The organism is Nocardiopsis mangrovi (genome assembly GCF_042653925.1).
Classification (GTDB): domain Bacteria; phylum Actinomycetota; class Actinomycetes; order Streptosporangiales; family Streptosporangiaceae; genus Nocardiopsis_B; species Nocardiopsis_B mangrovi.
In genome coordinates, this window is sequence record NZ_JBHSFQ010000008.1 from 99,499 (window position 1) to 120,598 (window position 21,100).

Here is a 21,100-nt window from a genome sequence, read left to right on the forward strand (position 1 = left end):
CACCGCGCTCCGCTCGGGCGACCCGCGGCGAAGACGGACGGCGAGGCCGCGTCGGCCGTCGGACCGCGCGGCAGACGGACCCCCAACTCCTCGAATGAGAAATAACGAACGAAGCGTTCAACATACGAACGCCTGCTCGTCATTGTGAGCACGCGTGCGTGCCGCGTCAAGAGGCCGTACGGGATGGGAATTGAGAGACGAGTGGGTTGACTGCGGCGGCGTTTCCTTGCATCCATGCAAGCTCAATGAACGAAACGTTCATTAAGTGAACTATCGATTCCAAAGAGTCCGGCGGTACCGGTGACACTGGGCGAGGGTCCGGGAGGAGGAGACGGGCGCCGCCGATCAGCGTCGGCCCGGGCCGGCCGTCCGAATCGTCCGCGTCGGCACGAACCCGTCGGACGCCGGAAAGAGCGGGTACCCCGGCCCGAAGGGCGGGGCACCCGCTCGTGTCCGAATCTGCGCCGGCCGAGCCCGGCCGGGTCAGCCTGCGAGTTGCTTCCGCAGGACCTCGGCGTCGTGGACGACGGACATGTGCGGGAACTTCCCGTCGCGCACCCGGTAGATGGCGTACTCCACGATCTCGATCGACGTGCCGGTGGGGGCCGCTCCGAGCCACTCCTTGGCGGGGGTGCCGGTGTTGGCCAGACGGGCGGCGAGGCTGTCGCCGTTGATGGCGAGCTCCCGGATCTCCCAGTGGAAATCGGGGACCGCGTCGACGATGCTGTTGAGCTGCGCGACGACGGCCGCGCGGGAGCTCGGCTCGCTGTGCAGGACGATGGACTCGTGGACGAACTCGTCCATGCGGTCGAACTCGTGCGCGTTGAGCGCCTCGATGTAGCGCCCGTAGAAATCGCGCAGGCCGGTGTCGGACATGAAGTCCCCTTCCACGGCCCCGGACCGGGCCCGGGCCGAGTGGTATCCGGTTGTGAGGCTCGCCCGTGAAGGGCGTGCCGACGATCGGTAACTGCCCCGATCGGGCCGTGCCCGCGAGCGGGTCCGCGCAGCGCGTGGGCCACGTCGGACTCCGCGATCTCGTAGCCGCGCAGGACCGCCGTGAAGGCGGCGAGCAGCCGCTGAGCCGCGATGGCCAGCGCATCGTCCGGGCCGGACGGCTCCACGCCGATCGTCGCGGCGTACCGTCCGGGGTGCTCCACGACGAAGGCGCGGAAGGCGCGGGCCGCGGCCCCCAGGGCGTCGCGGCCCGCGTACCCCTGGACCGCGCTGCCGACGGCGTCGGCGGCCTCACTCAACGCCAAGGCCGCGATGCGCCGGTTGAGGTCCTCCTGGCCGCCTACGTGCTTGTACAGGGACGGGGTACGCACGCCCAGCCGCGCGGCCAGCAGGCCCATCGTCAGGTGGGCGGCGCCGACCTCGTCGGCGAGGGCGGCACCGGCCGCGACCACGGCCGCCGGGTCCAGGCCGGCCCTAGGCACGGGCGGCGTGGCGGACCAGCGACTCGGCGGCCTGCGTGTCCCTACCGGGGATCTCGCCGGCCGGATACGCGTGCCGCTCGGCCGTGGACTCCTGGACGGCCGCGGGCGCCACGGTCTCGCTCACCAGGCGGAACGCTGCGATGTCGTTGCCGCTCGTGCCGGCCGGCCCCCGCTCCCAGAAGAGCTTCACCGCCGTTCGCGACACCTCCAAACGCGACCGCTGACGCTTGCTCACGCCCCGATCGGCGGGCACGCCACCCCATCAGCGGTCTGGCCTCCCGGCCGGCCAGCAGGGGCACGGTCTGACCGCAGAAGTCACGTGCTTAAGGCGAGGTAAGTGCTCACCTGCTGGCGGCTACGGCATCAAGTCTCTACGACCCGACAGCTCCCATTAGGCGGGGCGGGCGCAGGTGATGATCTCCTCGCTGGTGCCGGTGAGCGGGCTGCGGTCCCAGTACCCGTACTGGGCGCTCACCCGCAGCCCGGCCGCACCCAGGAACCCGTTCAGGGCGGCGGCGTCCAGGAACCGCAGGGTGCTGCGGCTGCGCCGGGGACCATCCCAGCCCTCGACGCTGTAGTCGGAGGTGAAGGTGACCAGGTCGCCCGCCACCTCGCGCAGGCGGTCGACGCAGGTGGCCCGGCGCCCTCCCGGGCCGTCCACGGTCCGCACCTGCTCGGGATACCACGCCTGCCAGCCCCGCGCGCCCGGGTTTCGGGTCTCGAAGACGAACCGGCCGCCGGCCCGCAGCGCCCGCCGCGCGGCCGCCAGGTTGGCGCGCAGCTCGTCGTCGGTGGTGAACACCTGAAAGGCGTGCCCGGACATGACGATCAGGTCGAACTCGCCGTCGAAGGGCGCCCCGCCCCCGCCGTAGGGACCCGAGGCGAGGTCGCCCAGGGTCCACTCGATGTCGTCCCGGTCCCGGCGGCCGACCTCCAGCATCGCGTCGGCCGGGTCCAGGCCCACCAGGCGCCCGGTGTGCCCGCGCTCGCGGGCCACCCGCTGGAGCTTGCCCGTCCCGCACCCCACGTCCAGGACGGAATGGGCGTCCATGACCAGGTCGAGGTAGAAGTCGTCCTGGGGGGAGCACCGCCAGAAGTTGAAGTGGTCGTAGAGGTCGGCCAGGTCCGGCAGGGAGAAGTGTCGATCGACCATCCCGCCATCATGCGGACCCCGCCGCCGCGCGGCCAAGCGGTTTTCGGCTGTGCGGGCCCGGGCCGGGCACCGGACCCGCACCGCTCGTCGGCTCCGGGGGCGGCGCTCACGGACCGCCCCCGGAGCCGCTACGCCCCCAGGCCCTCCCTGGTGCGGTCGTCCATGTAGTCCTCGATGTCCTGGTTGCCGATCATCAGGTTGGCCACCATGATCCCGGCCTGCTCAGGGATCAGCCGGAAGGCGCACCCGATGCGGCCCGTCAGCGGCACGACCAGGACACCCTGGCCGGGATCGCGCATTGCGGTCGCGTCCGCGATCAGCAGGACCTCCGCGTCCGACTCCTCGGCGTCCTCCTCGTCGGGGCGGACCAGCGCCATCAACTGCTCCGGGGTGGCGCCGTCGAACACCGGGTCGTCCAGGGCGTCGATGTAATCGCCGAAGTCGTCGATGGGGTCGTCGTAGCCCGGCCCGGGGCGGTGCACGGAATCGAGGAGCGATTCCCATGCGGCGTCATCGGTGAAGTCGGTGCGCACCAGCAGGCCGTCGTTCTCCTGGGTGAGCAGGGGCAGTTCCCGGGCCGGGCGCTCGTAGCGCGGCGGCGGGTTCAGCGACTCCAGGAAGGCGCCCACCGGATCGGGGAGGTCGTCCTCCCAGTCCTCAGCGGTCTCGTCCTCATCGGGCTCCCATTCGGGTTCGGCGGGGGCCCACTCCTCGAAGTCCTCAAGGGTCATCTCCTGGTACGGGAGGTGCAGCACCAGGTAGGTCAGGGCCGCTTGGCGCGGCGTGATCCGGAACGCCTCGCCGTCGGGGCCGCGGAACGCCAGCAGGGGACGCAGATCGGGGTTGGCCGCGGTCCTGTCGGTGGCGAGCAGGACCAGGTCGGGAACCCACGCCCCATCGGTGTCCAGTGCCTCGCCCACATCCTCGGGTGTGGCGTCCTGCCAGGCGGGGTCGTCGACCACGATCAGGCGCCGGGGGATGGGCTCCCGCAGCACCGCGTGGGCGTCGTGCTCCGGGAGCGGTGCGGCCATACCGGGCAGGTCGCCCATGCGGTGGAGCACGTCGCGCCAGGCGTCGTCGTCGCCGTGGTGGGTGCGGATCAGCAGCATGCCGGACACCCGCGGTCCGTCGTCGGCCGGGGGCAGGGGCAGGGCAGGGGGCATCGGGGGGTACCTCACGAGAATCGTCGTGATCATCGGTCGTCCATTTCTACACCCGCTGACCGATAGGACCGTTCTCCTGTCCTGCCCCTCATAGGGGGTGCCTGCGGGCAATGAGGCCGGATCCTGACCGCATCGCCTGGGATCGTGGTCGCGTACCCCGCCACGACGATGCCCCGAAGGACACGACCACGGTGACCGCCACGACCGCACCTCCTCCCGCCCCCGACGGCGAGCGTCCCCCTCCCCCGTCACCGGCCCGCCGATGAGCCGGGTGCACGCAACCCCGCCCGCGGCCCCGGCCCGCCGGAGCGCGGCGGGGTGGTCGCGATGACGACCGTCCTCGGCACCCGGGCACTCAACCGGGCGGCCCTCGCCCGGCAATCGCTCCTCGAACGCGCCGGCACGCCGGTCCTCGACACCGTCGCGCGCCTGTGCGGTCTGCAGGCGCAGGAACCGCAGGAACCGTTCATCGGGCTGTGGTCGCGGCTGTCGGCGTTCGACCCGGCCACCCTCGACGACCTGCTGACCGGGCGGCAGGTGGTGCGGACGCACCTGATGCGCCGCACCGTCCACCTGCTCACCGCCGACGACGCCTTGGCCTGGCGGTCCCGCCACGGCGCCATGCTGCGCCAGCGGGTCCTCGGCGTCTACCGCGGCGAGCTCGACGGGGTGGACCTCGACGAACTCGCGGCGGCCGGACGGGCGGTCCTGGCCGACGGCGAACCCCGCTCGATGGCCGAACTCGCGGGGGCGCTGGCCGAACGCTGGCCGGCGCCCGGACCGCGGGCCCTGGGTGAGATGCTGGTCGCCGCCCTCGTCCCGATGGCCCAGCTGCCCCCGCGCGGGCTGTGGCGCACGCGGGCCGGGGTGCGCAACCTCCCGCTCTCCGCCTGGCTGGGGCGCGAGGTCGACCCGCCGGCACCGGAGGGCACCGATCCGGTCGGCGAAGCACTGGTGCGGCGCTACCTGGCGGCGTTCGGCCCGGCCGCAACGGCCGACCTGCGCGCCTGGAGCGGCCTGGCCGGACTGCCCGGCGCGGTGGCCGCGGTACGCGGGGAGCTGGTGTCCTTCCGCGACGAGCGGGGCCGCGAGCTGCTGGACCTACCCGGCGCGCCGCGCCCCTCCCCCGACACCCCCGCCCCGGTCCGCTTCCTGCCGGCGTTCGACAACGCGATCCTCGGATACCACGACCGCGGCCGGATCATCGACGACGCCCACCGCGGGCTGTCGGTCGCCGGCGAGCGCGTCGTGCTGGTCGACGGCCGGGTCGCCGCGACCTGGCGCGTCGACGCCGGCACCGTGGCGGTCACCCCCCTGTACCGCCTGTCCCGGGCCGACCGCACCGCCGTGGCCGAGGAGGGGCGGGCGTTGGCGTCGTTCCTCTCCGACGGCGGGGGCGACCGCGTGCGGGTCGCGGCGTCACCGCCGTGAGCGGGACGCCGGCGACCCGCTCGCAGCACCCATGACCAGCGGGAATGTGGCACCGGCTCGCCGAGTGGCGGATACGGTCCCGAGCGGCCCCGAGGGCATAGCGTGATGGTCCGCACGGGGTAGGTGCGGCGACCGACGCGGGGGGAGCTCGCAATGATCCGGGTCCAGTCCATCGGGGCGAACGAGGTCGAGGCCGCCGCCCGCGTCCTGACCGGTGCCTTCGCCGACGATCCCGTCATGGCCCGGCTGGTGCGCCCCCAGGCGCGCAGCCGGCGCGCGAAGCTCCAGGCCCTCTTCCGCTCGGCGATCCTGCTGGCCCGCCCGCAGGACGTCGACGTCGCCCGGCGTGAGGGCGCGGACGAGATCGTGGGGACGGCCGTCTGGTCCTCGCCCGCCGGCGGCGGGCCGCCGCGCGGCGCGCTGTGGGCGAGCCTGCGTGCGGCGTGGGAGCTGGGCCCCAGGAGCGTCCTCGCCCTCGCCCGCTACGACCGGGCGGTTCGCCCCTTCCGTCCGCGCCCGCCGTTCTGGCACCTGGTGGACATCGGCGTCTCCCCCTCCGCGCAGGGGCTGGGGGTCGGCAAGGCGCTACTGGGCCACCGGCTGGGCATCATCGACGAGCACGGTGAGGCCGCCTTCCTCGAAGCCACCACCCAGCAGAGCCGGCGGCTGTACGAGAGCTTCGGGTTCGAGGCCCACGGCGCCCTCGGCGGCGTGACCGCCGGGGCGACCGCGATGCGCCGCTCGCCCGCGGCTCGTTGAGGCCGGGGCGGCGAGGGGACCGCTCCGCGTCGCCGAAAGCCGTGAGGACGGCCGCCCCAGGGGCCGCGCCGCCTATCGCGCCGCCTGGTCGAGCGCGTCGAGCTGCGCCGCGTTGAGGTGGCGGCGCAGGAGTTCGTCGAGCAGCCGTTCGGCGGGCACGTTCAATGGGCTCCCGTGTGCGGGCCTGAGCACGGCGAGATGCGCGCGCAGCCGGTGGGCGACGTGCCGCCGCTGCTCGGGGGCCGCCTCCGGAGGGAGGTCCGCCAGGCCGTTGAGCGCCGAGAAGAACGCGGGCAGGTCCGCCACGGCGCGCAGTGCGGCGATGCCCTCGTCCACCGGCCGCGCCGCCGCGCCGGAGAGATGCGTGACCAGTGTGGCGATGTCGAAGTCGAGCCGCGCGGCTTCGGGCGTCAGCCCGGACATGTCGTGCACGTCGGCGAGGGATCCGGGCACGCCGACGGGGACGCGCGGGTTCCGCTGGTCTGCGCGCAGAGAACGCACCAGTTCGCGCTGGGCCTGCAACCGCGCGATCCGCGCATCGATATCCGCTTCGACCCGGTCCAGGGCCGCCGCGTTGGATTCGGCCGGGCCGTCGCCGAGGAACCGCGGGATGTCGGCGAGGCCGACCCCGGCTTCGGCGAGGTGGCGGACGCGCACCACCCGGACCAGGTCGTCGGCGGTGTAGCGGCGGTACCCGTTCGCCGACCTCTCCGGCTCGGGCAGCAGGCCGATCTGGTGGTAGTGGCGCAGCGTGCGCACGGTCACGCCGGCGAGGTCGGCCAGTTCACGCGATCGCATCGCCCCATCCAATCCTGCCTCGGCCCGGTCCCGAGGCTATGCCGTCCTTCTTCCGCCCGCCGTGCCGGTGCCCTCGGGGCGGGGGTTGACCCTGACGCAGGGTCAACCCCCGAGGATGGCCGGCATGACATGGACGAGCGATGCGATCGAGGCCGCCGGACCGCGCGGAGGGCACGGCGGCCGGGACGTCCGCCAACGGACCGGCACCACCGTGCCGGCCGGCGGCGCCGGGGAACAGGCCGAGGAGGGCGACGGGACCGTACGCCACTTCACGGTCCGCCACGACGGCGTCACGATCGCGGTGTCCCGCGGCGGACGGGGGCGGCCACTGGTCCTGTGCCCGGGGCTGAACACGACCCAGGCCGAGCTGCGCGAACTGACCGGGCTGCTGCGCCGCGACCACGACGTCATCACCTTCGACCTCAGGGGCCACGGCCTCAGCTCGGCCGCCGACCGCTACGCCTTCGCCGGCTTCCTCGGCGACCTCGCCGCCGTACTGGCGGACCCGGGACGCCTCGGCCTGCGTTCGGCCCCCGTGCTCGTGGGCTACTCGCTGGGGGCGGACCTCGCCGTGCACCACGCCTCCGAGTTCCCCGGCACGTTCGCCGGACTCGTCCTCATCGACGGCGCCAACCCCCTGCCCGAGCCGTTCATCGCAGAGGCCGATCTGGCGGAATTCCGCGCGCTGGCCGAGGACCTCGCGAAGCGGCACGAGGCCGAACGGGGCGCACCGACCGCGCGCACGGTGCTGCTCACCGCACAGGACATCTTCGCCCTCCAGCTGGAGATCGACGTGGTCCGGGCCGCGATCCTCGACCGCCACCGCAGGATCGACCGCCCGGTCAGCATGATCATGTCGACCTCCATCGCCGGCGGCGGCACCGAAGGACGGACCCAGCGGCACAACCGCCTCTGGCGCTCCGGCATCGAGCGCCTCGTCGGCGAGGTGCCCCACGCCTCGGCGACCTGGCTCGACGCCGACCACCGGCTCCCCTTCACGCACGCCCCGGAGGTGGCCCGCATCATCCGGGACCTCCCGGGATGAACAGCGGTGCGCGCAGGGCGTCCGCGCTCCGCCCGATGCCGACGCGATGGCCGACGCCGGACGGGAGCCGGCCGGTCGGCCGTCGTTCGACGCGTCCGGAGTCGATCCGGAGCCGGTGTCATGCATCCGCGGCCGGCGACGGGCCGCTCGCGATGCCCGCAACCGGCGCCGCCGGGCGGAGGGCTGTCAGTGGTGTCCCCCGTGCCCGGCCTCCGGGCCCGGGGCGCCCGTCATGGTCTGTACGGGGACGGTGAACTCCAGCTCCGTCGCGCTCGCGAAGGTGAGGGTGACGGTGACCCGGTCGCCTACTGCCAGGGGTTCGGCGATGTCGTTGATCATCAGGTGGTACCCGCCGTCGGCCAGGGTGACCGATCCGCCCGCCGGGACCGGTATCTCGTCCACGGTGCGCATCCGGGCCGACGCCCCGTTCTCGGTCGCGCACAGGTCGGCGTCGTCCGAGGCGCTGGTGGAGACGCCCGTGACGGCGTCGTCCTCCCCTGCGGCGTTGGCGACCTCCAGGTAGACCACCCCCACCTCGGGGTTGGCCGGCTCGGGGATCCAGGCGCCGGCCACGTCGAGGGCGCCGCCGCTCGCGCCGCCCCGGTCGGTCTCCGCGCCCCCTGCGGGGGCGGTCGCCGGAGCGGGGCCCGGGGCGCCGCCGCACGCGGCGGCGAGCAGGAGAACGGACAGCCCCGCAAGAGCGGGGAACGGCCGCCGCGGAGTTCTTCCGGCCTGTCGGCACTGCATGGTGTCGGTTTCCTCCGTGTTCTCGGTGTGCGGGGCGGCGGTCGGCCGCGCCCGCTCTCAGAGTCGTCGCCGCGGCGCGGATGGTTCCCTGCGGTCCGGGGGAATCGATGGCGCGGGGCGATCCCCCGGACCGGCCCTGCGCGCGGCCGCCTCCTCCCCCGCTCTCGAACAGCGGGGAAGGAGCGGCCGCACGGCGCCGGCCGCCACGGACTACAAGGGATCGGGGTGTGCCGCGTGGAGCCTCTGCCGCGCGGCCTGTGGCGCCCTCCGCGGTCCCCCGCGTTCACCACAGGGAGGCGGCCGGGTGGGGCCGGTCCCCGCTCACCGGCGGCACCGCGAAGACCGCGCTGCCCTCGTGGCGAATGAACGGGGCGAGCGCGTCGCCGCCCCGGTCGAGCGCCTCTTGGACGGCGGTGAAGGCCGATCGGGGGTCGGCCTGCCAGGCGGTGAAGATCAACCCCGCCTCCCGGCGGTCGTCGGCGCCCCACCCCAGGTCGAAGTTGAACCCCCTCCGCAGCATGCGGGCGCCCAGCGTCCGTTCCGGGCCGGCCAGCCGGATGTGGGCGGTGTCGGGGATCACCCGGTGGCCCGCACCGTCCACGGCCGTCAGGTCGGGCCGGTCGTCCTCGTTCGCGCCTCCCAGCGGGGCGCCGTCGGACAGGCGGCGGCCGATCACGGCTTCCCTCGCCTCCGGCTCCAGGGCGTACCAGTCGTCGAGGAGCATGCGGATGCGGCGGATCACCACATAGCTCCCCCCGTCCATCCACGCGGTGGCCCGGTCCGGATGCGAGGCCAGGACGTGGGTGCCGAACAGGGCGTCGGAGGGTTCCGGGTTGACCGTCCCGTCGACCTGCCCCATCAGGTTGCGCGGCGTGGCCGCGGGGTCGACCGCCGCAGCGGCCGACCGCTGGAACCCGGGCAGGGACCAGCGCACCCGCGCGTGCTCGCGCACCCGGCCGAGCAGGTACTGCACCGCCGCGCTGAGGACCACGGCGTCCTCGGCGCCCGCGTGCAGCAGCAGGTCCCCACCGCACCAGGCGGGGTCGAGGTCGTCGGGGGCGAAGGCGGGCAGGTCGTCGAGCTCGGGTGGGCGGTTGCCGGAGCGTCCCGCGCGCTCCAGCAGTCCCGGGCCGACGCCCAGGGTCACGCCCAGCGACGCCGGGTGCAGTCCCGCCGACGGTGCGCCCGGGCCGAGCGATGCCAGACCGCGTTCGTGCAGGTCCGCCGCTGACTCACGCCACGCAGTGAGGGTCGCCCGGGCGGCGGCGCGCGCCGCGGCGGCCGAGTCCGCCCGCAGATCGACGGCCACGATGTGCACGTGCGCCGGTGTGGGAACCGCCAGGGCGGGCACCGGGCCCGGCCCGGAGCCGGTCGCGGCCCGGGCCGGGGCGAGGGCCGGCTCGTCGCCCGGCTCCTGCCGGGCGTACCCGCCCGCCGTCAGACCGGCCGCGATTCCGCCGGCCAGGCCGGCGAATCCGGCCGCGCCCACGCGCGTGACGAGCGCGCGGCGCGACATCGGACGCCGGGGCGGGACGCCGCCGCTCACAGCAGCGTGTCCGCGAGGCCGGGCAGCAGCGCCGCGATCCGGTCGGCCTCGGTCCCCTCGTCGAACATGCCGAGGGCCTCTCCCCCGTCGCCCAGGACGATGATCCTGCCGCCGTGGGAGACCAGGTAGTCGCCTTCGACCTCCTCCGGGGGCTCGATCGGGATGCCGTAGTCCAGGGCGGCCTGGACGGTGTCGTCGATGTCCCCGCGGACACCCTGAAAGGAGGGGTCGAACCGGGCCAGCCAGCTTTTCAGCTGGTCGCCGGTGTCGCGGGCGGGATCGGTGGTGACCATCACGACGTCGAACCGCTCGGCGTCGTCGCCGATGTCCGCCAAGGCCAGATGGATCTCGGCCATGGTCATCGGGCACACGTCGGGGCAGCTCGTGTAGCCGAAGAAGAGCAGTGTCAAGCGGTCCGGAGCCGCGTCGGCGAAGGTCCACTCCCCACCGTCGACCGTGGTGAGCGTGATGGCCGACGCGTCCATGGGATCGTCGGCCAGGTCGAGGTAGTAGTCGGCCTCCTCGTGCGGGGCCGCGCAGGCGGTCAGCGCGAGGGCGCAGACGAGCGCGGCGCCGAGCGCGGTCCATCGGAGGCCGGCGGTGGGATGGTGCATGTCATGCCTTTCGGGGATGGCAGGTGGTCATCGGAGTCGCGGGCCCGGGGCGGCGGAGCGGCGCTCCGCCGCCCCGGGCGGGTGTGGACAGGGGTCAGGCGGGCGCGTTCAGCAGGGTGAGCAGGTCGCGCCTGGCCCGGGCCACCCGGGAGCGGACGGTGCCCACGGGCACGCCCGCGATCTCGGCGGCCTCCACGTAGGTGAACCCGTGCAGCTGCGTCAGCACGAAGGCCGACCGCCGGTCGGGCCGCAGTTCGTCCAGCAGGGCCGACAGCGCGATGTACTCGTCGAAGCGGCTCTGCTCCGGCGGGGTGCGCCGGCTCGCGCCGTCCAGGTCGGCCAGGCTCCAGGGCCGCGGCCGGCTGTTCTGCGTCCGGTAGCGGTCGGCGACCGTGTGGCGCGCAACCGAGAACAGCCAGGCCCTGACCGGCGCGCGTCCGGCGAAGCGGGGCATGCTGCGCGTCGCCCGGGTGTAGGTCTCCTGGGTGAGGTCGTCGACCCATTCGGGATCGACCCGCCGGGCGATAAAGCGCCGCACGTCCTCGCGGGTGAGGGCGAACAGCGCGTTCAAGGCGGCGGGGTGCCCGCTCCGGGCCTCCCGCGCCAGCAGGTCGAGCTCGCGTGACCGGTCCGGCGGGACCGGTCCGGGTGCGAGGCGGGAGCCGGAGCAGCGCAGCGGTCCCGGGGATCCGCCGCGGAGCGCGGCGGCGAAGGACAGGTCGGTCGAGGTCGTCATCGGAGTGCTTCCTGTGCGGGAACACCGCGGCCTCCGCCTGGCGCCAAAGCGCCGGCGGCCAGGGGCGGGGCCGGGCACGGCCGGCCGGCCCGGCGGCACGGTGTTCCGGGTGAATGGGGGTTCAGGGGCACGCCGCTGAGCACCGCGGCTGATCGCGGTGGGCGGTCAGGAGTCGCGCGCACGCGCCACGCGCCCGGGAATCACCCGGTCGGGCGACGATCCGGAGAGCGGGAACCGCGCCCGCGGGTCGTCGCGACCGGACGGACCCCGCGGTGGCGCGCACGCACCCGCCGGTCGGCGACGCGGGCGCGTCGGGCCGGGGGCGGGTACTCAGGCGGCGCGGGGCCGCGGCGGTCCTCTCCGGACGTGGACGTGGCGCAGGTAGGGCGGGGGGAGCCAGCTGCGCTCGTCTTCGGCCGGGCGGCGCGGGGCGACGGTCTCGCGCCACGCGGGGGCCGCGCCGGGCAGCAGGAGGAGGGCGAAGAACGAGAGCGCCATGAAGCGCAGGAAGGCGAACAGCCGGTTCTCACCCAGATGCAGCCACCACGCGCTGATCGCGGCGGCGACGACGTGCATCGCGATCATGGTCCACCCGGGAACTCCCCCCTCGGGCGGGGGCGCGCCTTGGTGCGCGAGGTGCCCGGAGCCGAGGGACTGGGTGAAGCTGAACGCCAGGTGCAGGGTGAGCTGGCCCCACAGCATCCAGGCGGCGAGCATCCACGGCCCCTGCCGCTTCGCCGACGCCGTCCAGGCGGCCGCGGCCACGACCGCCACGCCCAGCAGGAGTCCGGGCAACGGGATGCCGTGGCCGGAACCCACCGCGTGCCCGAGCGCGGACAGGCCGGCGCACACCATGGTGAACACCCCGGTGCGCAGCGGACGGCACGGCAATCTCTCAGGCATCGTGCCCATATGGTCGCACCGGTCGCGCGCGGGGAACCACCGGCCCCCTCCTGCCGCCCCGTCCTCCGTCGGGGCGTCGTCGTCGGCCTCGCCCCAGGCGACACCGGCATCCCCGCAGGGCGTCCCTCCTACCCCGGGACCCCCGACGCTCCCCGGACGGCCGTGCGGCGGGAGGCCGGCCGTCATCGGTGTTCCCCAATGCCGGGGATCGGGAGGGCGGTGCGCGGGTCCGGGATCGGTTCAGCCCTGAACGGTCGGTCGGATCGTGAGGGACCCGATCTCGACGTCATCGGGCTGCTCGATGGCGAAGCACACCGCGCGGGCGACCGCGACCGGGGCGAGCCCGAACTCGCGCATGCCCGCCTGGATCTGCTCCCGGGCTCGGGGCTCCATGCCGTCGGCGAGCTCGGTCCGGACGAAGCCGGGTGAGATCTCGGTCGTGCGGACCACGCCGTCGGTCGATTCCGTGCGCAGGCCCTCCATGATCGTGCGCGCCGCGTTCTTCGTGGCCGCGTAGACGGCCACCGTGGGGGAGATCGTGATGCCCGAGGTGGAGACGGTGGTGATCACGTGGCCGTGTCCCTGGCGCCGGAAGACCGGCAGGGCGGCGGCGAGGCCGTGCAGGAGGCCGCGGACGTTGGCGTCGATCATGGCCGACCAGCCGCCGACGTCGAGCTGGTCCAGCCGGCCGAACTCCGCGAGGGTCCTGTCGACGAGGTCCTGGGCATCGCCGATGCGGGTGACGTCGGTCGGCACGGCCAGTGCCCGTCCGCCCGCACCCGCGATCGCCTCGGCGAGGATGTCGATGCGCTCGCGGCGCCGTGCGGCGAGCACCACCGAGGCTCCGCGCCGGGCGAGCATGGTCGCGGTCTCGCGTCCGATGCCGCTGCTGGCGCCCGTGACCACGATGGTCTTGCCGGTGATGGGGTCCGGCCGTTCCGGCATGCCGCCTCCTGGCCGGGTAAGTTGACACGTGTCCACTTAGCAAGGAGGGTCCCCGGCATGGCCGAGCGCAGGACGCGCGCGGATGCGCTCAGCAATCGGACGCGCATCCTGCATGTCGCCCGTGAGCTGCTGAGCTCGACGTCGGACCTGCCGATGAACGCGGTGGCGAAGGCGGCCGGCGTCGGGCAGGGAACCCTCTACCGCAACTTCCCGACGCGCGAGGCGCTGCTCACGGAGGTCTACCGCGCCGACGTGGACCGGCTCGTGGCCTCCGCTGCGTCACTGCTCGAACAGCACGAGCCGGTGGCGGCCTTGCGCCGCTGGCTCGACGAGGTCGCCGACTACGCACGCGTGAAGCGCGGCGTCCTCGCCGCGCTGGAACCGCGGTCGGGTCATGCACTCGCCGCGAGCCACAGCGGGCCGATCGGCGAGGCCGTCGACCTCCTGCTCGACGCCGGCAAGCGCGAAGGCTCGATCCGCGTCGACGTCGATGCCCACGACGTGCTCATCCTCTTGGGCTCCCTGTCCCGGCTGGACGGGACCGAGGCGGCCGGACGCGCACGCCGCATCCTCGGCCTGATCGTGGACGGCCTGCGCGCGCGGGGCTGATACGGCGGGCACGGCACCCCATCCACCGCGGCGCGGCCGTGCGCAGGAGGCGCGCGGTTCCCGGCCGTTGTCGCGGCCGGAGACGGCGCCTCCGGAGCCGGTGACCGATGGTGGTCGGCCCTGGCGGCGGCCGCGGGTGTTTGCCCATCGGAGAGCCGGGCACGGGAGGAATTTGGGCCCAGCACAACGCGAATACGACATCCGGCCACCTCCGCGCCGAGCGGCACCCCCGCCCCCACCCCGCGCGACCGGCCACACGCGGCACCCGCCGCACCATGTCGACCGCGAGCGACGACCGGCTCGCTGGAAGGGACCGTCCACTCATGGGCACACCCACAGCATCCGCACGCCACCGCAACCGCAACCGCCCGACCGCAGCGACCAGACCCGTCCGTGACCGCCCCCGGCGCGACCGGACCGTCCTCGACCACACGGCCGAACGCCCCGCCGCCGAAACCGCCGTGTCCCCGGCCAGCGCCGAGGACCTCCTCGGCGACCTCGCCCGCCTCGCCCCCCGCCACACCCCCGGCGACGCCGACAAGGCCGCCCGCATCCGCACCCGCGTGGTCGAGATGTACACACCCCTGGCCCGCGGCCAGGCGCGCCGCTACCGCGGCCGCGGCGAACCCGCCGCCGACCTCGAACAAGTCGCCATGCTCGGCCTGATGAAGGCCATCAGCGGCTACGACCCCGGCCACGGCAAGCCGTTCATCTCCTACCTGCTGCCCACGGTCACCGGCGAGCTCAAGCGCCACTTCCGCGACACCACCTGGGCCATCCGCGTCCCGCGCAAGCACCAGGAGAAGCGCGCCGAGCTCAACCGCTTCACCGAGGAGTTCACCCAAGAGCACGGGCGCACCCCCACCACGCCCGAAACCGCGGAGGCACTCGGCCTGGACGTGCGGGAGACGAACGAGCTGCTGGAGGCCGCGACCGCCTACTCCGCCCTCTCCCTGGACGCACCCCGCGGCACCGACGACGACGGCGACCCCGACACCCTCGCCGACGCCCTCGGCGAACACGACGACGACCTCCAGCGCGTCATCGACCGCGAGGCACTGAAAGCCGCCCTGGCCACACTCCCCGACCGCCGGCGCCGCATCATGCTCATGCGCTACTTCGGCAACAAGACCCAGTCCGAGATCGCCGGCACCATCGGCGTCTCCCAGATGCAGATCTCCCGCCTCATCCGCCAGACCCTCGACGAACTCCACACCCACATCACCGGCCAGAACTGACCCCGCTCACACGCCGCCCGTGTCGAACAGCTCGATCAGGGCGTCGGCCGCGGGACCCGAGGAGGCCGGGTTCTGCCCGGTGATCAGCAGACCGTCCCGAAGGACATAGGGCTGCCAGTCGCCGCCCTTGGAGTAGACGCCTCCGAGCCTGGTGAGTTCGTCCTCGACCAGGAAGGGGACGACATCGGTGAGCTGGACGGCCTCCTCCTCGGAATTGGCGAATCCGGTGACCTTCCTGCCCGCGACCAGCGGGGTGCCGGCCTCCTCGACGGCGTGCCGCAGTACGCCGGGAGCGTGGCACACCAGTACCACCGGCTTGCCCGAGCGCAGGGTCGACTCGATCAGCCGGGCGGAGAAGGCGTCCTCGGCCAGGTCCCAGAGCGGTCCGTGCCCGCCGGAGTAGAAGACCGCGTCGAAGTCGGCGGCCGACACCGAGTCCAGGCGCACGGTGTTCGCCAGTGCCTCGGTCGCCTCCGGGTCGGCCTCGAAGCGCCGGGTGTCGTCGGTCTGGAAATCGGCCTCGTTGCTCTTGGGGTCCACCGGAGGGCGGCCGCCCTTGGGCGAGGCGAGCACGATCCGCGCGCCGGCGTCCTTGAAGCGGTAGAACGGAGCCGCCAGCTCCTCCAGCCAGAACCCGGTCTTACGGCCGGTGTCGCCCAGCTCGTCGTGCGAGGTGAGAACGATCAGAACCTTCATGACACTCCTTGGTGCATAAGTAGACCAGTCTACTATTTTCAGGTGAAAAGGTCCCCACGACCGATCGGGCATGGGCGCGGGCCTTCTACAGGTGCAGCAGCCGGCGGGTCACCACCGCGGCGGTGTCGAGCGGCGCCAGGCTGCGATGGATCTTGCACATGACGCTCGCGCCGAGCCACATGTCGTACAGGGCCTGTGCCACGTCACGGGGATCACCGTCGACCGAGAGGGATCCGTCCTCCAGGCCGCCGGCGATGGTGCGCTCGATGCGGTCGACGATCGAGCTCGTGCCTTCCTTCAGGGCCAGGCGCATCGGCTCCGACAGGTCGGCGACCTCGGCGCCGAGCTTCACGGCCAGGCACTTGCCCTGGCACTCCTCGACGCTCTGCGCCTCCCGCCACTGCTGCCAGTAGGCCATCAGCCGCTCGGCCGCCGACTGGCCGGACCGGGCGAGAACGCCGTCCATGTCCGCGAGGTAGTCCGCGAAGTAGCTCCTCAGGATCGCTTCACCGAAAGCGTCCTTCGAAGCGAAGTAGTGGTAGAAGGACCCCTTGGGTACGCCGGCCTCCGCGAGCACCTCGTTGATACCGACAGCGGAGTACCCCTTGCGGGCCATGATCCGCTGGGCGGTATCGAGGATGGTCCGCCGGGTGTCCGTGTTGCGTGCGGTGACCGGCATGTGGAGACCATAGCAACCGAGTAGACCAGTCGCCTGGAAGCGGGTCTTCTTCATCCAGGACGGGACGCAATTCCCCGATTTCCACGATCGTCGGGGGCATGACCGAGGCCTATGGCAAGGGCCGCTGCAAGCGGGACCGTCGCCGGCCGAGGAAACGGTCCTCGTTTCATGGCCCGCTCCACCGGCTGCGCCGGGGCGGCGGGGTTTAACCCCGGTGCGATGGCGGTAGCGGACCGGAAATCGGCCGCCCGCCCTCATGACCGGCTGGAGCGGAGTCGGAACGTGCGCGTCGTCCGGCGGGTTCCGATCGGGACCCGTGCGCCCATCGGACCTGCCGGCCGCCCGGACGGCCGCCGGGGTGCGGACGCGGAGCGGGAACACCCGATCGTTCGAAGGAGAAGGTGCCATGCCGGGACGGGAGAGCCTGCCGGACACACTGCGGCGGTCGCCGCGCAAAGCGCGCGACACCTGGGCCGAAGCACATGACTCCGCCGTGAAGACCTACGGCGAGGGCGAGCGCGCCCACCGGGTCGCCTACGCCGCGCTCAAGCGGACCTATGAGAAGGTCGGGGACCGCTGGGAGCGCAAGGAGAGGCGCGGTGCCAGCGACGCACGCGCGGCCGACCCGCGCGCCCGCCTGAAGCGCGGGAGCCGCGGCACCGCCGGCGGCGTGGACGCCAACGCCAGCAAGGAGCACCTGTACGCGCGCGCCCGGGAGCTGGACGTGCCCGGGCGGTCGACGATGACCAAGCCCCAGCTGGTGAAGGCGCTGGAGAAGGAGAGCCGGAGGCGCACGCGCCGGCCCCGGGCGTCCTGACGCCGGACCCCGCGGGCGGCCCCGGCCCCTTTGGCCACGACGCGGTCCGGCGGGCAGACTGTCGGGGTACTACGTCGTGGACACCCCTGAGGAGGCCGGCGCGATGCTGACCATCGGCGAGCTGGCGTCGCGCGCCGGGGTGACGGTGCGCGCGGTGCGGCACTACCACGCCAAGGGGCTGCTGCCGGAGCCGGAACGGGACCGCTCCGGCTACCGGAGGTACGACGCCGGCGCCGTGGTCACGCTGCTCAGGATCCGGACCCTCGCCGAGGCCGGGGTGCCGCTGGCACGCGTGCGCGAGCTGCTCCAGGCCCGCGACGAGGGGTTCGCCGCGGCGGTCGCGGACATCGACCGGCGGCTCCGGGAGGAGATCCGGGAGCGGCAGCGGCGCCGCGAGCGCATCGCCCGCCTCGCCTCCGGTGACGGCCTGGCGCTGCCCCCGGAGGTCGTCGCGTTCCTCGGCCGCCTGCGGGACCTCGGGGTCGACGAGCGGATCGTGCGGGTCGAACGCGACGGCTGGATCCCACTGGCCGCGCACTCGCCCGAGCGGGTGGCGGAGTGGGTGGCGCGCAAGCGGGAGCAGATCCACGACCCCCAGGTCGTGGACTTCTACCGCACGCTCGGCCGGGCCCTCGACCGGACCGGTACGGACCCGCGGCTGGTCGAATTGGCCGACGAACTGGCCGCCTACATCACGCGGATGGCCGACGAGCAGGGCGAGGACCACGTCTGCGACGTCGGCATCGAGCCGGCCTTCGCCCGGTTGATGGACGAGCTGGTATTCGACACCCTGCCGCAGGCCCGCCGGCTGGTCGAGCTGCTGGAGAAACGGGGCTGGACCGGCTGGACCAGACTGGAGCGCGCGGCCCCGGCCCGAAGCGCCGCCTGATCACGGCAGCAGCACACCGCACCACCGGGATCGACGCCTCCTCCCCCATTCGGCGGTCCCCACCGAACACACACGCCGTCCCCGCGCCGACCATCTCCCGCGACGGCCCTGCGTGCCGCGCCGCGGAAGCGGTTTCTCAAAGGTCGACGCCGACCGCTTCCCCGCCCTCCGGGCGGTCGTCGACGAGTACATCCTCACCGCCTCCACCCCCCACCCGCATCGCCGGGGAACATATGACCGGTTTCGGCCTCGACCGCATCCTCGACGGCATCGCCGCACTCATCGGCCACCGCGACCGCCACCCCCGATAGGCGACGAGTGGGTCCGTACGGGCCCCGAGGGCGTCGGCGTCCAATGGCCGCACCTCGAAGGTGCGCCTGGAGGACCGGAGTGAGTGGACGCATCGTCAAGCGATCGGGCACTCGGCGCCGATGATGTCCCTGGAGATGTCCCGCATCCTGATGCCACGGCGAAGAGCCATCCCCCAGCGCATCAGGAGAACATGCCATGCCCGTGCCCGAACGATCCCGCCGCGCCGCGCGCGCGGGCGGCCGGATCTCCGTCCTCGCCGCCGCACTGCTCGGCGTCGTACTCGCCACGGCCGGCCCCGCCGCGGCCCACACCCTTGATGAGGCCGTGCGCGCCGGGGACGGGTGCGGGTGGTCCAGCGGCGGCTACATCAACCAGGACTCCGGGGCGGCCACGACCAATTCCGGCACCCGGCTCGGCACGGTGTACCTGCTGTGGAGCGGCACCTACCAGGAGAACTGCGTCGTCACCCTCAAGACGCACTCCTCGGTGCACGGTGTGGCGACCTGGACCGAGTCCTACCTGTACATGCATCCCAGTACCGGCTTCCACCGCGACGGCGACTACTACTCGCACTACGCCGCGGCCGAGGGCCCGACGCGCGGTGTGTGCGTGAGCTACCAGGGCGAGATCAGGAACCCGAGCGGACAGATCGCACGGAGCCCCATCGTGAGCCCCGGCTGGTGTGGCTGACCCCCGAATGCGACGGAGCGCCCCCGCCGTCTCACGGCCGGGGCGTTCCCTGTGTCGTGCGCCCTGAACCCGCCCGGCGCCCCGACTTCCGGCGCCGCTTCGCCGCCGGAGCGGCCGCCGCGCGATCGCGGCCGGCCCTCCGACGCCCATGAGCAGGAGATCTCAGCGGAGGCCGAAACACCTCCGCACGTCTGGCCATGGCGCCGGAAACCGGGGAGAATCGGATGCCCGCAGCCCCGCCCTGTCCGTCCGCTCATCCGGCCCATGTGAGAACGCCTCGGGGTGATCGCCGGTGGAGGAGCCGTAGGCCGCGTGAACGGGCATCGAGCGGGCGCGCGACGATGCGCCCGCCGTTCAGGGCCGCCGTGGGCAGGCCCGAGTGCACCGCAGGAGGACGGACGACGGTGTTCACCAAGCTGATCGACAGCCGCGAATTTCCGCAACGGGAGCGGTTCGACTGGTGGTGGCAGTGGATGAACGGCACCCACGCGCCGATGCACCTGCGAAGCGAACACACCGAGGACTTCCGGTTCCACGGCCGTGTCATGGGCGTCGGACCGGTGCAGGTGTGGAGGATCGCCAACGACCCCGTGGTCTTCAAGCGGACCCACGCACTGGTCCGCGCCTCCGACCCCGAGCGCTTCCACATCACCTACATCCAGCACGGCTACATGGCCGCCGACCGCGACGGCCACCAGACCGTGCACCGCGTGGGCCAGCTGCAGACGAACGACACCTCCCAGCGCTGCGAGATGACCTCCACCAGCGACGACGGCCTGGTCAGGGCGATCTGCACGGATATGCCCATGGACCTGGTCGCCCTGCCCCGCAAGCTGACCGACCGTGCGCTGGGCGGCCCGATCTCAGCGCGTCAGGGCCCGGGTTCCCTGCTGGCCGGATTCCTCACCCACCTCATCGCCGACGCGGAAAACCTGAACCCCGCAGACGGCCCCCGCCTCGGCACCGTGCTGGCCGACCTGGTCGCCGCGGTATTCACCCACGCCGCGGACGAGGACAAGGCGCTCACCCCCGAGGCCCGCCGGCGCACCTTGCTTCTGGGCGCGCAGGCGTTCATCCTCGACCACCTGCACCACACCGACCTGACGCCCGACGCCGTCGCCGCCGCCCAGCACGTCTCCGTGCGCTACCTCCACCAGCTGTTCGGACCCACGGGCACGACGGTGTCGGCGTGGATCCGTACCCAGCGCCTGGAACTCGCGCGCCGCGACCTCGCCGACCCCGCCCTGTGCCACATGTCCGTCGGCGCCATCGGCCATCGGTGGGGCTTCCCCCGCCCAGCGGCCTTCACCCGCGCCTTCCGCACCGCGCACGGCATGACCCCCACGGACTACCGCCACCACCACCAGTCCCCGCCGGGCACCGGCTCGGCGCAGGATCACGCCGCGGCTCCTGAAGGATGACGCCGAGCCGCCGCCGGCCGGCCGCGCGGGCCGTACCCGCCCCGCCCGGCCGGCCACGCGCCGGCGGAATGATCGGCGCGGCCCCGACAGGGAGCGAAGCGGCCATTCCTCGCATGCGCGGGCCGGATGCGAAAGGCCGACCGGATGTTCGGCGACGCCCGAAGCGTGCTGCGCCGGCGTGAGGCGCTCGTGGACGCGGTCGCCCTGGCCCCCTTCCTCCTGCTCCACCTCCTCCGGGCCGTCGGCTACGCCGGAACCGAAGCCCCGGGCGGCATCCCCGTGGTGGCCCACACGGCGGCCGCGTTCGGGCTCCTGCCGCCGCCGGCGCTGCGGCGCCGGTACCCGGTCGGCGCGCTCGCCGCCGTCCCCGCGGTCGCCCTCGCGAAGCGGCCGTTCAGGTCGACCTGATCACGGCCGACCTCGCGGTCCTGGGGCCCCCTGTACACGGTGGCGGCCCGTCGCGGGCCGCGCTG

Annotated in this window: 23 protein-coding genes and 1 pseudogene; 10 read left to right on the top strand and 14 right to left on the bottom strand. The window is 73.6% G+C overall.

The features are described 5' to 3' along the window. Positions 1 to 483: 483 nt before the first annotated feature. The 5 genes and pseudogenes from ACFO4E_RS11115 to ACFO4E_RS11135 form a co-directional block, all read right to left on the bottom strand. Positions 484 to 876: an ester cyclase gene (locus ACFO4E_RS11115; RefSeq protein ID WP_378573597.1), complete on the bottom strand. Its 393-nt coding sequence runs from the start codon at positions 874 to 876 to the stop codon at positions 484 to 486. A 137-nt stretch (positions 877 to 1,013) separates the two neighbouring features. After that, positions 1,014 to 1,352 (bottom strand): annotated as a pseudogene (locus tag ACFO4E_RS11120) (WHG domain-containing protein); the annotation flags it as partial. 76 nt (positions 1,353 to 1,428) lie between these two features. After that, on the bottom strand, positions 1,429 to 1,671 hold the full coding sequence (locus tag ACFO4E_RS11125; protein ID WP_378573599.1) for a hypothetical protein: 243 nt from the start codon (positions 1,669 to 1,671) through the stop codon (positions 1,429 to 1,431). 156 nt (positions 1,672 to 1,827) lie between these two features. After that, on the bottom strand, positions 1,828 to 2,589 hold the full coding sequence (locus ACFO4E_RS11130) for a class I SAM-dependent methyltransferase (protein ID WP_378573601.1): 762 nt from the start codon (positions 2,587 to 2,589) through the stop codon (positions 1,828 to 1,830). A 128-nt stretch (positions 2,590 to 2,717) separates the two neighbouring features. Continuing rightward, positions 2,718 to 3,752 (bottom strand): DUF6924 domain-containing protein, encoded by a 1,035-nt coding sequence (locus ACFO4E_RS11135; RefSeq protein WP_378573603.1) that lies wholly within the window; start codon positions 3,750 to 3,752, stop codon positions 2,718 to 2,720. A gap of 327 nt (positions 3,753 to 4,079) precedes the next feature. On the opposite strand from ACFO4E_RS11135, the gene ACFO4E_RS11140 reads away from it, so the two are divergent. Beyond that, the gene (locus ACFO4E_RS11140) at positions 4,080 to 5,183 is read left to right on the top strand and encodes a winged helix DNA-binding domain-containing protein (RefSeq protein ID WP_378573605.1); all 1,104 of its coding nucleotides are present in this window, start codon (positions 4,080 to 4,082) and stop codon (positions 5,181 to 5,183) included. A gap of 153 nt (positions 5,184 to 5,336) precedes the next feature. Then, positions 5,337 to 5,942 (top strand): GNAT family N-acetyltransferase, encoded by a 606-nt coding sequence (locus ACFO4E_RS11145; RefSeq protein WP_378573607.1) that lies wholly within the window; start codon positions 5,337 to 5,339, stop codon positions 5,940 to 5,942. Positions 5,943 to 6,014: 72 nt separating this feature from the next. Here the strand turns inward: ACFO4E_RS11145 and ACFO4E_RS11150 are convergent, their stop codons facing one another. Next, positions 6,015 to 6,740, bottom strand: a complete 726-nt coding sequence (locus ACFO4E_RS11150; RefSeq protein ID WP_378573609.1) for a MerR family transcriptional regulator — start codon at positions 6,738 to 6,740, stop codon at positions 6,015 to 6,017. A gap of 124 nt (positions 6,741 to 6,864) precedes the next feature. Here ACFO4E_RS11150 and ACFO4E_RS11155 point away from each other — a divergent pair, with 124 nt between their 5' ends. Then, positions 6,865 to 7,785, top strand: a complete 921-nt coding sequence (locus tag ACFO4E_RS11155; RefSeq protein ID WP_378573611.1) for an alpha/beta fold hydrolase — start codon at positions 6,865 to 6,867, stop codon at positions 7,783 to 7,785. Positions 7,786 to 7,971: 186 nt separating this feature from the next. On the opposite strand, the gene ACFO4E_RS11160 is transcribed toward ACFO4E_RS11155, so the two are convergent. The 6 genes from ACFO4E_RS11160 to ACFO4E_RS11185 form a co-directional block, all read right to left on the bottom strand. Further along, positions 7,972 to 8,532, bottom strand: a complete 561-nt coding sequence (locus ACFO4E_RS11160) for a copper chaperone PCu(A)C (RefSeq protein ID WP_378573613.1) — start codon at positions 8,530 to 8,532, stop codon at positions 7,972 to 7,974. A 283-nt stretch (positions 8,533 to 8,815) separates the two neighbouring features. After that, the gene (locus ACFO4E_RS11165; RefSeq protein WP_378573786.1) at positions 8,816 to 10,048 is read right to left on the bottom strand and encodes a Dyp-type peroxidase; all 1,233 of its coding nucleotides are present in this window, start codon (positions 10,046 to 10,048) and stop codon (positions 8,816 to 8,818) included. Positions 10,049 to 10,074: 26 nt separating this feature from the next. Next, positions 10,075 to 10,692, bottom strand: coding sequence for an SCO family protein (locus tag ACFO4E_RS11170; RefSeq protein WP_378573614.1), 618 nt, complete (start codon positions 10,690 to 10,692; stop codon positions 10,075 to 10,077). A gap of 94 nt (positions 10,693 to 10,786) precedes the next feature. Continuing rightward, positions 10,787 to 11,428, bottom strand: coding sequence for a sigma-70 family RNA polymerase sigma factor (locus ACFO4E_RS11175; protein ID WP_378573616.1), 642 nt, complete (start codon positions 11,426 to 11,428; stop codon positions 10,787 to 10,789). A 330-nt stretch (positions 11,429 to 11,758) separates the two neighbouring features. Continuing rightward, the gene (locus ACFO4E_RS11180; RefSeq protein ID WP_378573618.1) at positions 11,759 to 12,331 is read right to left on the bottom strand and encodes a hypothetical protein; all 573 of its coding nucleotides are present in this window, start codon (positions 12,329 to 12,331) and stop codon (positions 11,759 to 11,761) included. A gap of 240 nt (positions 12,332 to 12,571) precedes the next feature. Beyond that, positions 12,572 to 13,276, bottom strand: a complete 705-nt coding sequence (locus ACFO4E_RS11185; protein WP_378573620.1) for an SDR family oxidoreductase — start codon at positions 13,274 to 13,276, stop codon at positions 12,572 to 12,574. Positions 13,277 to 13,333: 57 nt separating this feature from the next. Between ACFO4E_RS11185 and ACFO4E_RS11190 the strand changes: the two genes are divergently transcribed. Beyond that, entirely contained in the window at positions 13,334 to 13,885 is a 552-nt protein-coding gene (locus tag ACFO4E_RS11190) for a TetR/AcrR family transcriptional regulator (RefSeq protein ID WP_378573622.1), read from the top strand. A 323-nt stretch (positions 13,886 to 14,208) separates the two neighbouring features. After that, positions 14,209 to 15,123: a SigB/SigF/SigG family RNA polymerase sigma factor gene (locus ACFO4E_RS11195; RefSeq protein ID WP_378573624.1), complete on the top strand. Its 915-nt coding sequence runs from the start codon at positions 14,209 to 14,211 to the stop codon at positions 15,121 to 15,123. Positions 15,124 to 15,129: 6 nt separating this feature from the next. On the opposite strand, the gene ACFO4E_RS11200 is transcribed toward ACFO4E_RS11195, so the two are convergent. Further along, positions 15,130 to 15,819: a type 1 glutamine amidotransferase domain-containing protein gene (locus tag ACFO4E_RS11200; RefSeq protein ID WP_378573626.1), complete on the bottom strand. Its 690-nt coding sequence runs from the start codon at positions 15,817 to 15,819 to the stop codon at positions 15,130 to 15,132. 85 nt (positions 15,820 to 15,904) lie between these two features. Then, positions 15,905 to 16,498 carry a TetR/AcrR family transcriptional regulator gene (locus ACFO4E_RS11205; RefSeq protein WP_378573628.1) on the bottom strand — a complete coding sequence of 198 codons (594 nt, stop codon included), beginning with the start codon at positions 16,496 to 16,498 and terminating at the stop codon, positions 15,905 to 15,907. Positions 16,499 to 16,904: 406 nt separating this feature from the next. On the opposite strand from ACFO4E_RS11205, the gene ACFO4E_RS11210 reads away from it, so the two are divergent. The 5 genes from ACFO4E_RS11210 (at position 16,905) to ACFO4E_RS11230 (ending at position 21,035) form a co-directional block, all read left to right on the top strand. Further along, positions 16,905 to 17,315, top strand: a complete 411-nt coding sequence (locus ACFO4E_RS11210; protein ID WP_378573630.1) for a ChaB family protein — start codon at positions 16,905 to 16,907, stop codon at positions 17,313 to 17,315. 76 nt (positions 17,316 to 17,391) lie between these two features. Continuing rightward, on the top strand, positions 17,392 to 18,204 hold the full coding sequence (locus ACFO4E_RS11215; protein WP_378573632.1) for a MerR family transcriptional regulator: 813 nt from the start codon (positions 17,392 to 17,394) through the stop codon (positions 18,202 to 18,204). 513 nt (positions 18,205 to 18,717) lie between these two features. Continuing rightward, positions 18,718 to 19,206, top strand: a complete 489-nt coding sequence (locus ACFO4E_RS11220; protein ID WP_378573633.1) for a hypothetical protein — start codon at positions 18,718 to 18,720, stop codon at positions 19,204 to 19,206. A 404-nt stretch (positions 19,207 to 19,610) separates the two neighbouring features. After that, complete coding sequence (locus ACFO4E_RS11225; RefSeq protein WP_378573635.1) at positions 19,611 to 20,627, top strand: AraC family transcriptional regulator; 1,017 nt, start codon at positions 19,611 to 19,613, stop codon at positions 20,625 to 20,627. A 126-nt stretch (positions 20,628 to 20,753) separates the two neighbouring features. Then, positions 20,754 to 21,035 (top strand): DUF7134 domain-containing protein, encoded by a 282-nt coding sequence (locus ACFO4E_RS11230; RefSeq protein WP_378573637.1) that lies wholly within the window; start codon positions 20,754 to 20,756, stop codon positions 21,033 to 21,035. Positions 21,036 to 21,100 lie beyond the last annotated feature (65 nt).

Excerpts from the sequence above, each read along its gene's own strand:
- ACFO4E_RS11190 (WP_378573622.1), top strand. The coding sequence starts at position 13,334 with ATGGCCGAGCGCAGGACGCGCGCGGATGCGCTCAGCAATCGGACGCGC.
- ACFO4E_RS11185 (WP_378573620.1), bottom strand. The coding sequence starts at position 13,276 with ATGCCGGAACGGCCGGACCCCATCACCGGCAAGACCATCGTGGTCACG.
- ACFO4E_RS11170 (WP_378573614.1), bottom strand. The coding sequence starts at position 10,692 with ATGCACCATCCCACCGCCGGCCTCCGATGGACCGCGCTCGGCGCCGCG.
- ACFO4E_RS11180 (WP_378573618.1), bottom strand. The coding sequence starts at position 12,331 with ATGCCTGAGAGATTGCCGTGCCGTCCGCTGCGCACCGGGGTGTTCACC.
- ACFO4E_RS11160 (WP_378573613.1), bottom strand. The coding sequence starts at position 8,532 with ATGCAGTGCCGACAGGCCGGAAGAACTCCGCGGCGGCCGTTCCCCGCT.
- ACFO4E_RS11115 (WP_378573597.1), bottom strand. The coding sequence starts at position 876 with ATGTCCGACACCGGCCTGCGCGATTTCTACGGGCGCTACATCGAGGCG.
- ACFO4E_RS11140 (WP_378573605.1), top strand. The coding sequence starts at position 4,080 with ATGACGACCGTCCTCGGCACCCGGGCACTCAACCGGGCGGCCCTCGCC.
- ACFO4E_RS11145 (WP_378573607.1), top strand. The coding sequence starts at position 5,337 with ATGATCCGGGTCCAGTCCATCGGGGCGAACGAGGTCGAGGCCGCCGCC.
- ACFO4E_RS11135 (WP_378573603.1), bottom strand. The coding sequence starts at position 3,752 with ATGCCCCCTGCCCTGCCCCTGCCCCCGGCCGACGACGGACCGCGGGTG.
- ACFO4E_RS11165 (WP_378573786.1), bottom strand. The coding sequence starts at position 10,048 with ATGTCGCGCCGCGCGCTCGTCACGCGCGTGGGCGCGGCCGGATTCGCC.
- ACFO4E_RS11200 (WP_378573626.1), bottom strand. The coding sequence starts at position 15,819 with ATGAAGGTTCTGATCGTTCTCACCTCGCACGACGAGCTGGGCGACACC.
- ACFO4E_RS11230 (WP_378573637.1), top strand. The coding sequence starts at position 20,754 with ATGCGAAAGGCCGACCGGATGTTCGGCGACGCCCGAAGCGTGCTGCGC.
- ACFO4E_RS11210 (WP_378573630.1), top strand. The coding sequence starts at position 16,905 with ATGCCGGGACGGGAGAGCCTGCCGGACACACTGCGGCGGTCGCCGCGC.
- ACFO4E_RS11205 (WP_378573628.1), bottom strand. The coding sequence starts at position 16,498 with ATGCCGGTCACCGCACGCAACACGGACACCCGGCGGACCATCCTCGAT.
- ACFO4E_RS11130 (WP_378573601.1), bottom strand. The coding sequence starts at position 2,589 with ATGGTCGATCGACACTTCTCCCTGCCGGACCTGGCCGACCTCTACGAC.
- ACFO4E_RS11175 (WP_378573616.1), bottom strand. The coding sequence starts at position 11,428 with ATGACGACCTCGACCGACCTGTCCTTCGCCGCCGCGCTCCGCGGCGGA.
- ACFO4E_RS11150 (WP_378573609.1), bottom strand. The coding sequence starts at position 6,740 with ATGCGATCGCGTGAACTGGCCGACCTCGCCGGCGTGACCGTGCGCACG.
- ACFO4E_RS11195 (WP_378573624.1), top strand. The coding sequence starts at position 14,209 with ATGGGCACACCCACAGCATCCGCACGCCACCGCAACCGCAACCGCCCG.
- ACFO4E_RS11155 (WP_378573611.1), top strand. The coding sequence starts at position 6,865 with ATGACATGGACGAGCGATGCGATCGAGGCCGCCGGACCGCGCGGAGGG.